The following is a 10,961-nucleotide window of genomic DNA, read 5'->3' as shown; positions in this document are numbered from 1 at the left end:
TGTCAAAGCCGCTACCCCGAAAGGATGGAAAATGACCAAGGCCAAGACCGCTGAGACCATCGAAAACGTCGAATTCCCGAGCTTCGACGCTTCCAAGGCAACCGACCAGATCCGCGCTTTCGCCGAAAAGGGGGTCGAGCAGTCGAAGGAAGCCTACTCCAAGCTGAAGACCGGCGCCGAAGAGACCCAGAAAGTCCTGGAATCGACCTTCGAGACTGCCAAGACCGTTTCCAGCGACCTGTCGCTCAAGACCATCGCCGCTCTGCGCGCCAATGCCGAAGCCGGCTTCTCGCATCTCGAGGCCCTCATCGGCGCCAAGTCGCTGTCGGAAGTGGTCGAACTGCAGACCGCCTTCCTGCGCAAGCGCGTCGAGACCACCGTCGAGCAGGCCAAGGGCTTCCAGGCTGTTGCTTCGAAGGCTGCCGAAGACGTCTCCAAGCCGGTCAAGACCGCTTTCGAGAAGGCCCTGAAGGACATCAAGGCCGCCTAATAATTGCGCACAACTCTGCGATGCATCAAAACGTCGCATTTCGTCAGACAAATAGGTGTGCGATAGAGTTGTCCAAATGAATACCCGGCGAGTGGAACCTCCTCCCTCTGCTCTCCGGGGTGACCAGCCAGCACCTCCTCCCGCTGGCTCGTAACAGGAAAAGGCCGGCACCTCCTCCCGCCGGCCTTTTTCTTTTGCCGAAGAAACCGGCGCCTGTTGGCAGAACCGGCTTTGCCTTATCAAAGGCCTTGAATTAGTCTCTGATAGACCGTATTGGACGCATCGCCGAACGACAGAGCGGATCTCGGAGAATGAATTTTCACCACGATCTGGCTCAGGCGAACGTGCCGTTGTAGCTCAGATGGTTAGAGCGCCGGATTGTGGATCCGGAGGTCGCTGGTTCGATCCCAGCCAACGGTACCACCGACCTTCCCGATAAGCGCTTGAATTCACTGGAAAATTTTGGCGAACGCTTCGTCCTGGTTGCGCTTTGATGCTGGGCGAAAATCCACACGGGGCGCGCGCCCGATACCGCCAAGCGATCAAGCGCGCCGAATCGCTGGGGTTCGTTTATCGGCCGCTTGCCGAGATTCTGGTCGCCGAGCCGCTCGACACGATCCTGCAGAGGGTCGAGCGCACGATCGGAGCACCCGCCACATCACCATCGGTAAGTCAGCGATCTGCGCCTGGGCGGCGGAAACGCCAAACGCTTGCAGTAGCTTAAGGCACAGATACTCGTTCTCGACGCTGTTGGAGAGATCGATGCCGTTCGGCAGCCGGCCGATCTGCGGCTTCAGGAGATGGGTGGTCGCCGCCGTCCCGATGGGCTGAACCAGCCTCCGTCCTTGCTCACGCTCAGCTAAAGCGTGTCACGATTAATTAGCCTCGTATCCGGCAACCTTGAAGAAGTTTCTGCATTCAGCTGGCTCGAACAGGTGGCAGATATCGCCGAGAGCTTGGCAGAGTGCGTCTTGTTCACAAGCCAGGCGAAACGCGGAAATGGCGCGCTGCCTCGCGGTGACCATGCCCCTCATCGACATACGCACAACGCGCTGACGCAACTCAAGCGGTAGCGGCTTGCCCATCGCGGTCTCCTTTCAACCGCAATGAATCACGAAGGCGTCGTAGCGTTTGGTCGGGGATGATGGTTTTGAAAAGCCCAGCCGAGTCGATTGGATGCATCGTCCGTTTTTCACAGGATGGACAACGCCTGGGATCAGTTTTACGAGTCAGCCCAACCAGCGGAGATGTTCGCGTCCCCAAATGAACAAGATGGACACCCAAAACAGCAAGGGCGGCGACGAGCGCTCGACCGCCACCAGCCTTCTGCGGCTCGGCATACGGTTGAAACTCTCCCGGCAGACGCGTGGGCTGACCTTGAAGGCGCTAGCTGCCGCCGCGAACTGCTCTGAAAGCCTGCTTTCCAAGGTCGAGAACGGCAAGGTCTCGCCCTCGCTTCCCATGCTGCACCGGCTTGTCGAGGTGCTTGGCACCAACATTGGCTGGATGTTCGAGGAATCCGATGGTGAGGAAGGCATCGTCTTTCGGGCTGGATCGCGGCCGTTGATCGCGCTCGATCCGCTTCGGCGCGGCGAAGGCATTTCGCTCGAGCGCGTCATTCCGTATTCGCCCGGCCATCTCCTGCAGTGCAACATCCATCACATCGAGGCGGGAGGTGAGAGCGCCGGCCCGATCCAGCACGCTGGCGAGGAAGTCGGCTACCTCCTGGAAGGTGCGATCGAATTGATGGTCGGCGAAAAGACGTTTCGCCTGTCGGCCGGCGATTCCTTCGTCTTCAATTCCGAACTGCCGCACTGGTACCGCAATGTCGGCGACGAACGCGCCAGCATTTTCTGGGTCAACACGCCCGCGACATTCTGATCGGGCGAGCCGCTCATTTCTCTTCGTTGATGCTAATTCAAGTCACTTGACAAGGAATCAAGTATCTTGAATTATAGCTATGCGCTCAGGCGCCAGGTGAGCCCGATCAAGGGCCTTTTCGAGAAAACCAAGGGGAACCGGAATGCGTCTTACCAAGATCCTTTCAGGCTGCGCCGCAGCCATCGCCATGACCCTCGCCCTCGGCTCTGCTTCCGCCATGGCCGAGACCTATGCGCTGGTGACCATCAACCAGCAGGCCCTGTTCTTCAACCAGATCAATGACGGCGCAACGGCTGCCGCAAAGGCTGCCGGCGTGGACCTCGTCATCTTCAACGCCAACAATGTACCAAGCGCGCAGAACGACGCCATCGAGAACTATATCACCCAGAAGGTCGACGGCATCATTCTCGTCGCCATCGATGTCAACGGTGTGAAGCCGGCCATCACCGCGGCCAAAGCCGCCGGCATTCCGGTCATCGCCATTGACGCGCAGATCCCAAATGGCGACAACGTCGCCTTCGTCGGCGTTGACAACACCAAGGCAGGCGAGGATATCGGCAAGTTCTACGCCGAATACGTGAAGACTAAGCTGAGCGGCACCGCCAAGATCGGCGTCGTTGGCGCGCTCAATTCGTTTATCCAGAACCAGCGCCTCGACGGCTTCAAGAAGGCTGTCACCGACAGCGGCCAGAAGGTCACCTTCCTCGACACGGTCGACGGCCAGAACGTCCAGGACGTCGCCCTGTCCGCCTCCGAAAACCTGATGACCGCCAATCCTGACATGACGACGCTTTACGCGACCGGCGAGCCGGCTCTGCTCGGCGCGGTTTCCGCCGTCTCCAGCCAGGCCCGTACGGGCGACGTCAAGGTGTTCGGCTGGGACCTGACCAAGTCGGCGGTGCAGGGTCTCGAAGAGGGCTGGGTGGTCGCTGTCGTCCAGCAGGATCCGGCCGGTGAAGGCAAGGCTGCCATCGAAGCTTTCGTCAAGCTCAAGAAGGGCGAGAAGATTGACCCGATCATCAACGTTCCGATCACCATCGTGACCAAGGAAAATGTCGGCCAGTTCAAGGACATGTTCAAGTAGTATCCTCCCCGGACCGCTGGGCTGCGCATTGACCCGAGGGTTGCCTGCGCAGCCCGGCGACCAATTGAACATGTCGCGCCCAGAGAATTGGAACCATGATGAGCGATGGCGAGACCTACCGCGTCAGGATGACCGGTATTTCCAAACGGTACGGCCCTATCCAGACGCTGGACGATGTCTCGCTGAACCTGAAGCCTGGCGAAGTGCTCGGTCTGGTCGGCGACAATGGCGCCGGCAAATCCACCTTGAGCAAGGTGCTGTCCGGCGCGGTCATTCCTGATGCCGGCACCATCGAGATCAATGGCAAGGCGGTGTCTTTCTCGTCGCCGGCCGATGCCCGCGCCGCGCGGGTGGAGATGGTCTACCAGGACCTTTCGCTCTGCGACACGGTGGATGTGGCGGGCAATCTCTTCCTCGGCCGCGAGCCGCGTCGCCGCGTTCTCGGCGTCCCCTTTCTCGACAACAAGCGCATGCATGGCGAGACGCGCCAGATGCTCGACCGGCTCGGCATCGTCATTGCCGATACCAAGCTCAAGGTCGAAAACCTCTCCGGTGGGCAGCGCCAGTCGATCGCCATCGGCCGCGCGGCTTCCTTCGATCCGTCGGTGCTGATCATGGACGAGCCGACGGCCGCCCTTGCGGTAGCGGAAGTCGAGGCGGTTCTGGAACTCATCCGCGCCGTCAGCGCCCGGGGCGTCAGCGTCATCCTCATCACCCATCGCCTGCAGGATCTGTTCCTGGTCTGCGATCGTATCCAGGTCATGTACGAAGGCCGCAAAGTCGCCGAGCGCAAGATCGGCGAGACCAGCATCGAGGAGGTCGTCAACCTGATCGTCGGCCGCAAATTCACCGCGCGCTCGGCCCGCGCAAGCCGCGATGAGGGGGTCCAACCATGAACGTTACCTCCGCCGGTGTTGACGCCTCGCCCAAACGCGCTCACAACAGCACGTGGAAGGATGTGGCGTTAGCCAATGGCAGCGTCGTCTCGATTGCGCTGTTCTTCATCGTCGTCTGCGTGGTCTTCTCGCTGATCACCGGTTCCTTCCTGACGACGCCCAATCTGCTCAACATCGCGCGCCAGTCGGCGCCGCTGCTGATCGTTGCGGCCGCGATGACCTTCGTCATCACCACCGGCGGCATCGACCTCTCGGTCGGCTCCGTGCTGGCGCTGACGGCAACGCTGTCGGCGGTTTTCCTGCAGGCCGACCTGCCATGGCCGCTGGTCGTCATCGCCATGCTGGCGCTTGGTGCTGCGATCGGCGCCTTGCACGGCTTCTTCATCGCCTACGAGCGGATACCGCCCTTCATCGTCACCCTTGCCGGGCTCTCCGTCATCCGCGGCGTGGCGTTGCTGATCACCGGCGGCTATTCGATCCCGGTCGAACCGACCAGCTTCTTCGTCAACATCGGCAGGGCCTGGTTTCTCGGCGTGCCGGTACCGGCGCTGCTCGCCCTTGTCGTGCTGATCATTGCCTATCTCGCCTTCAACCAGACGCCGTTCGGCCGCTATGTCACCGGCATCGGCGCCAATACAGAGGCCGTGCGCCGAGCCGGTGTCGATACGCGCTTCATGACGCTCTTCGTCTACATCCTGTCGGGCATGGCGGCGGCGGTGGCCGGCATCATCCTCGCCGCCCGGCTCGGTTCCGGCTCGTCGAATGCCGGCCAGGGTTTCGAGCTTGATGTCATCGCCGCCGTGGTGCTTGGCGGCACCAGTCTGTTCGGCGGGCGCGGTACGATCATCGGCACTGTGCTCGGCGCGTTGACCGTCGCGGTCATCGGCAACGGCTTGATCCTTGCGCATATGTCGCCCTTCCTGACGCCGATCGTTACCGGCACAATCATCCTCGTTGCCATCTGGCTGAATTTCCGGCTGTTCAAGGGCGCAACGCGGAGCCGCTGACATGGATCATCTGTTCGACGACAAGCCAAGGGAACGGGCACCGATCGGTGTTCGCTCCGGCACGGTGATGACCGTTACCGGCCCGGTTGCGATTGCCGATATGGGCGTGACGCTGATGCATGAACACATACTGCTCGATGGCGCGACGTCGTGGAAATGCCCTTGCCATCCCGACGAGAAGAAGATCGCCGAGCAGCCGGTCAGCATGGAGATCATCGGCGAGTTGCGGATGAACCCCTACATGAACCGCGACAACGTCTCGCTCGACGACAGCGACCTAGCCCTTTCGGAGTTGGCGAAATACCGGGCGCTCGGCGGCCATACCATGGTGGATGCGACCAACATTGGCATTGGCCGCGATCCGGTGAAGCTGGCGCGCATCGCCCGTGCCTCGGGATTGCGGATTGTCATGGGGACGGGCTTCTACCTGCAGCACACCCATCCCGACTGGCTGAAAGCGATGGACGTCGACGATGTCACCGAATTCCTCGTCAATGATGTCGGCGGCGGGTCGGCGCAGCCCGAAATCATTGCCGGCATCATCGGCGAGGTTGGCGTCAGCAAGGATTTTACCGACGAGGAGCGCAAGTCGCTGCGGGCCTCCGCCCGTGCGGCCAAGATGACCGGCGTGCCGCTGACGATTCATCTGCCCGGCTGGGAGCGGCTGGCGCATGATGTGCTTGACGTGGTCGAGGCAGAAGGCGCCGATCTCCGGCATACGGTGCTTTGCCACATGAACCCCAGCCACAACGATCTTGCCTACCAGCAAAGCCTCGCCGCGCGTGGCGCCTTCCTGGAATACGACATGATCGGCATGGATTTCTACTATGCCGACCAGGATGCGCAGTCGCCGTCCGACGAGCAGAATGCGCGGGCGATCCGCTCGCTGATCGATATGGGACTGCTCGACAGGATTCTGCTGTCGCAGGACGTCTTTCTCAAGATCATGCTGACCCGCTTCGGCGGTTTCGGCTACGGCTTCATCCTCAAGCATTTCGTGCCGAGACTGAAACGCCATGGTGTCGAGCAGTCGGCAATCGACACGATGCTCATCGACAATCCAAAGACTGTGTTCGCCGAGGGCCTCTGAGCCGCGGCTCCAAAACAAGATAGGGAGACTACATGTCCAGGAAGAAGGTTCTTCTCGCAGGCGAGTCCTGGGTCTCGACCGCGACCCACATCAAAGGCTTCGATCAGTTTCCCACCGTGACATATCACACCGGTGCCGATGAGTTGCTGGCCGCGCTGAAGGACAGCCTGTTCGACGTCACCTTCATGCCGGCGCATGAGGCACAGCGGAACTTCCCGCAGACCATGGAAGCGCTTTCGGCCTATGACGCGGTCGTGCTCTCCGATCTTGGGGCCAACACGCTGCTGCTTCACCCCGATACCTGGATCCACTCCAAACCGACGCCGAACCGGCTGCGCCTGTTGCGCGACTATGTCGGCAATGGCGGCGGCCTGTTGATGTTCGGCGGCTATTACAGCTTTCAGGGCATCAATGGCGGCGCGCGCTATCACAAGACGCCGGTTGAGGACGTTCTGCCGGTCATGTGCCTGCCGGTGGACGACCGTGTCGAGGTTCCAGAAGGCTATGCGCCGGTCGTCGTCGGCCCGCAGACCCATCCGATCCTCAAGGGCCTAGGCAACGATTGGCCGATCCTGCTTGGCTTCAACGAGGTCACGGTCAAGGACGGTTCGGAAGTTCTCGCCACCGTGTCCTCCGACTACCGTTCGCTGCCACTGCTGGTGGCCGGCAAATATGGCCGGGGCCGCACTGTCGCCTGGACCTCGGATGTAGGGCCGCATTGGCTGCCGCCGGGCTTCATCGCCTGGAATGGCTACAAGACGTTGTTCGAACAGATGCTAGGCTGGGCAACGGCCAGGGATTAGCCATGCGCGTCCATGTCGTCGGTAATGTTTGCGTCGATACAACGTTTCGGTTGGACCGGTTTCCGGCGGCAGGCGAAACGCTGAACGCATCGGAACATGCTGACGGACTTGGCGGCAAGGGTGCGAACCAGGCGCTGGCCGCGGCGCGCACCGGAGCCGATGTTCGCTTCCGTGCCGCGATCGGCAACGATCCCGCCGGAGCCTGGATCGCAGAGCAGTTGAGCCGCGATCTCGATGCCAGCCATCTGGCGGTACTGGCACTGCCCAGCGATCGGTCGACGATCATGGTCGATGCGCGCGGCGAAAACCTCATCGTCACCGGAGCCAGTTGCGCCGCCGCGTACAATCCTGTGGCCGACAGCGGTTTTACCCGATCGATCGCACGCGGCGATATCGTAGTATTTCAGGGCAATCTGGGTCCGGATATCACGGCCACTTGCCTGAAGGTGGCGCGGGGCGCGGGAGCGATGACGATCTTCAATCCGAGCCCGCTTACGGCCGACCACACACCGGGCTTGAGCGACGTCAGCGTCGTCATCGCCAACGCGGGCGAAGCGGCGCAACTGACCGGGGCTGGCGACCCTGCCATGGCGGCCCGCGACTTGATCCGTCAGGGCGCCGGCGCTGCCATCGTGACGCTTGGCGCACTCGGCTGCCTGGTCGCCGATGGCGAAGGACGGATCGACCGGATCGCGGCGCCCAGGGTGGCCGTGCTAGACACCAGCGGCGCGGGCGACGTCTTTTGCGGTTGCCTCGCTGGTTGCCTTGCGGCCGGCATGGAGCTCCCCGCGGCAGCGCGGATTGCGGTCCGCGCGGCCGCTGTCTCGGTCGGACGCGCCGGCACGCTTGAGTCCTGCCCCGACAGACGGGAAATGAAAGTGCTTATGGAAACGACGGAAGCGAAAACCGCATGACAAATTCCCCTAACTCCAAACCCATTGGCCAGGTCGCGGATGATGTGCTGCAGTCGATCTTCGGCAGGAGCAAGGTGGTGATCGGCGTTGTTCACCTTGCACCCTTGCCGGGTGCGCCGCGCTACGATGGCGAGGCGGTCGAGGCCATATATCAACGCGGCCTCGACGGTGCGAAAGCCTATCTGCATGGCGGTTGCGACGGCGTGATCGTCGAAAACCACGGCGACGTGCCTTTTGCCAAGCCGGATGACATCGGGCCGGAAACCTCCGCCTACATGTCTGTCGTCTCAGACCGGATCCGCAGAGAACTCGGCCGGCCGATCGGCATCAATGTGCTTGCCAATGCCTCCATTCCCGCGCTTTCGATCGCCAGTGCCTCCGGTGCTTCCTTCGTGCGCGTCAATCAATGGGCCAACGCCTATGTCGCCAACGAGGGCTTTATCGAAGGCGAAGCGGCGCGCGCCATGCGTTTCCGCGCTAGGCTTCGGGCCAACGGTATCCGCATCTTCGCCGACGCGCATGTCAAGCATGGCGCCCACGCGATCGTCGGCGACCGGCCGATCGAGGAGCAGGTCAAGGACCTCGTGTTCTTCGATGCCGACGCTGTGATCGCCACCGGCCAGCGCACTGGCCACGCCGCCGACCTCAGCTACATCAGGATGATCAAGGACGCCGCCGGACTGCCGACGCTTGTCGGCAGCGGGGTGACACCCGACAACGCCAACGATATCTTGGACATCGTCGACGGCGTCATTGTCGCCAGCTCGCTGAAACATGATGGAGTGTGGTGGAATCAGGTCGATCCGCAACGGGTGAAGGCCTTCATCCGCGGCCTCAAGCGGTGACTTTAGTGCCGGAGATCGACGGCGAGCGGCTGCTGGGCCGGCTTGATGCCTTCGCCCGGATCGGCGCGACGCCAGCCGGTGGCGTAAACCGACAGGCGTTCAGCATCGAGGATCGCGGCGCCCGGCGCCTGTTGGCGGAATTGGCGCTCGCGCGCGGCTTCGCGGTTTTCCAGGACGCCATGGCAAACCTTTTCATCCGCCGCGAGGGCACGGATGCCACCCTGCCGCCGCTGCTTATCGGCAGCCACCTCGACAGCCAGCCGACCGGCGGGCGCTTCGATGGAGCGCTCGGTACGCTTTCCGCCTTCGAGGCGCTCGAAGCGCTGGAGGACGCGAGGGCCGAGACTCGGATGTCGATCGAGGTCGTCGCCTGGGCCAATGAAGAGGGCAGCCGGTTTACGCCGGGTGTCATGGGCTCCATGGCCTTCATCGGAGCCGACATTTGCGCATGGCGGTCCATAGTCGGTAGCGACGGTGCGTCCCTCGCAGAGGAGCTCGGGGCAACGATCTCCGCCTTGCCAGAGGCAACCCTTCGCCCCCTCGGCATGCCGATATCCGGCTACATCGAGCTGCATATCGAACAGGGACCATCGCTGGAAAAGGAGCGGTTGCCGATCGGTATCGTCACAGCCGTGCAAGGTACGCGCTGGCTGGAGGTCTGCATTGAGGGCGCCGCCGGTCACGCCGGTACAACCGGCCTCGCCTACCGTAGGGATCCGATGGTCGCGGCCGTTGCCGCGATTCACAGGCTCCAGACGACGATCATGCCGATCGACAGCAGGGCAAGGCTGACGGTGGGCCGGGTGACCGCCCAGCCGGGATCGATCAACGCCATACCGCAGTCTGTGGTCTTCGCCGTCGATATCAGGCATCCGCGGGTAGAGCGGCTCGATGCCATCGAAGCAGAACTGCGCCAGGTGTGCGCGGCGGAGGCAGAAGCTCAGCATTGCACGGTAACGATCAGTCGGTCGTTCGACATGCCGGGGGCAGCATTCTCTCCCGATATGGTCAAAACCGTCGAGGAGGCCGCCAATAGCCTAAAGCTGCCGCACAAACAGATGATCTCGGGTGCATTCCATGACGCGCTGTTCCTCGCCCGGGTGGCGCCTGCCGTGATGATCTTTGTGCCGTGCCGTGACGGGCTGAGCCACAACGAGGCGGAATATGTGGAGCCTGCCCACGCGGTTACCGGCGCGCGGGTTCTGCTTCAAGCGGCCACCGTCGCCGCCTCTTAGGCAGCGACGGTGGCACAGGCGTGCTGGCGTGAAGAGGCAACCCGTGGGACTTCCTGGTGCCCGTCCGTCATTTCGTGACGTCGGCGGGCTGCAACGGGTGGTCAAGGCCGCCGAGCTGCGGCGGATTGATCGCGGACGTACGATCGGCCCACATTCAACACCTGACCCAGCAGAAAAGCCCACCAGATCCCTGGGCCGTCATTGACGCCGTGGGCGATAGGCGGTGACGATCTCGTCGACTTACCGAGATGGACGATCTGCTGGGCTATCGCCTCGGCCACCGGCAGGAAATCCCCACGCCCGCCATAGAGCTTGCCCGTGTCGATCGCGAGCAACTGGCGCCGTCCAGCCGTCCAGCGCTGCTGGACGTTGTCGCACTCGAGGCGTCCACAAGGATGCGTGTGTCCCAACTGTCGCTGCGGTTAATCCTAAAGCCAATGTCGCGCACCATGGAAAGAGACAATCCCGATTGGGCACCCAGAAACTGGTGATGCCGCCGGCAAGGGAAGCCGCTTCGTAGTATTGCGCGACGGCGACGCCAGGCATCATGGCAACGAACCTTATTGCCCAAAGGCATCGGCGCTTTCAAAAATGTCGATAGATGACTGCGAGCCGTTTTGATCCTTCCCGGCCATCGCCAGATGGACGTTGCTACCGCACATTAGCAGAACCGGATTTTTCTCGCCAAAGGCGAAAAATCGAAACGTCGTTCCTTA

Annotated in this window: 12 protein-coding genes and 1 tRNA gene; 12 read left to right on the top strand and 1 reads right to left on the bottom strand. The window is 62.1% G+C overall.

Features of this window, described 5'->3' with window-relative positions; all coding sequences use genetic code 11:
* The first annotated feature begins 31 nt into the window (after positions 1-31).
* Complete coding sequence (locus tag NKL04_RS18760; protein ID WP_023701802.1) at positions 32-490, top strand: phasin; 459 nt, start codon at positions 32-34, stop codon at positions 488-490.
* A 346-nt stretch (positions 491-836) separates the two neighbouring features.
* Positions 837-913: transfer RNA gene (locus tag NKL04_RS18755), tRNA-His, on the top strand.
* A gap of 452 nt (positions 914-1,365) precedes the next feature.
* Here NKL04_RS18755 and NKL04_RS18750 read toward each other — a convergent pair.
* A complete protein-coding gene (locus tag NKL04_RS18750) occupies positions 1,366-1,575 on the bottom strand; it encodes a hypothetical protein (RefSeq protein ID WP_023701801.1) in 210 nt (69 codons plus the stop codon).
* A 178-nt stretch (positions 1,576-1,753) separates the two neighbouring features.
* On the opposite strand from NKL04_RS18750, the gene NKL04_RS18745 reads away from it, so the two are divergent.
* From NKL04_RS18745 to NKL04_RS18700, 10 genes are all read left to right on the top strand, one after another.
* Positions 1,754-2,371 carry a cupin domain-containing protein gene (locus tag NKL04_RS18745; RefSeq protein WP_023672469.1) on the top strand — a complete coding sequence of 206 codons (618 nt, stop codon included), beginning with the start codon at positions 1,754-1,756 and terminating at the stop codon, positions 2,369-2,371.
* 142 nt (positions 2,372-2,513) lie between these two features.
* Entirely contained in the window at positions 2,514-3,455 is a 942-nt protein-coding gene (locus NKL04_RS18740; protein WP_023701800.1) for an ABC transporter substrate-binding protein, read from the top strand.
* A 95-nt stretch (positions 3,456-3,550) separates the two neighbouring features.
* Positions 3,551-4,351, top strand: coding sequence for an ATP-binding cassette domain-containing protein (locus tag NKL04_RS18735; RefSeq protein WP_502896657.1), 801 nt, complete (start codon positions 3,551-3,553; stop codon positions 4,349-4,351).
* Positions 4,348-5,358 carry an ABC transporter permease gene (locus tag NKL04_RS18730; protein WP_023701798.1) on the top strand — a complete coding sequence of 337 codons (1,011 nt, stop codon included), beginning with the start codon at positions 4,348-4,350 and terminating at the stop codon, positions 5,356-5,358. Before NKL04_RS18735 ends, NKL04_RS18730 begins: the two co-directional genes overlap by 4 nt.
* A 1-nt stretch (position 5,359) precedes the next feature.
* On the top strand, positions 5,360-6,448 hold the full coding sequence (locus NKL04_RS18725; RefSeq protein WP_023701797.1) for a phosphotriesterase family protein: 1,089 nt from the start codon (positions 5,360-5,362) through the stop codon (positions 6,446-6,448).
* A 32-nt stretch (positions 6,449-6,480) separates the two neighbouring features.
* Positions 6,481-7,251, top strand: a complete 771-nt coding sequence (locus NKL04_RS18720; RefSeq protein WP_023701796.1) for a glutamine amidotransferase — start codon at positions 6,481-6,483, stop codon at positions 7,249-7,251.
* A gap of 2 nt (positions 7,252-7,253) precedes the next feature.
* Positions 7,254-8,165 (top strand): ribokinase, encoded by a 912-nt coding sequence (locus NKL04_RS18715; protein WP_023701795.1) that lies wholly within the window; start codon positions 7,254-7,256, stop codon positions 8,163-8,165.
* Positions 8,162-9,010 carry a BtpA/SgcQ family protein gene (locus NKL04_RS18710; protein ID WP_023701794.1) on the top strand — a complete coding sequence of 283 codons (849 nt, stop codon included), beginning with the start codon at positions 8,162-8,164 and terminating at the stop codon, positions 9,008-9,010. The genes NKL04_RS18715 and NKL04_RS18710 overlap by 4 nt, the downstream gene beginning before the upstream one ends.
* Entirely contained in the window at positions 9,007-10,245 is a 1,239-nt protein-coding gene (locus NKL04_RS18705; RefSeq protein WP_352723954.1) for a Zn-dependent hydrolase, read from the top strand. The genes NKL04_RS18710 and NKL04_RS18705 overlap by 4 nt, the downstream gene beginning before the upstream one ends.
* A gap of 248 nt (positions 10,246-10,493) precedes the next feature.
* Positions 10,494-10,736, top strand: a complete 243-nt coding sequence (locus NKL04_RS18700) for a hypothetical protein (protein WP_023701792.1) — start codon at positions 10,494-10,496, stop codon at positions 10,734-10,736.
* The last annotated feature ends 225 nt before the right edge of the window (positions 10,737-10,961 follow it).

The organism is Mesorhizobium sp. C264A (assembly GCF_040324515.1).
Lineage (GTDB): Bacteria > Pseudomonadota > Alphaproteobacteria > Rhizobiales > Rhizobiaceae > Mesorhizobium.
This window is presented reverse-complemented; position numbering and strand designations above follow the sequence as displayed.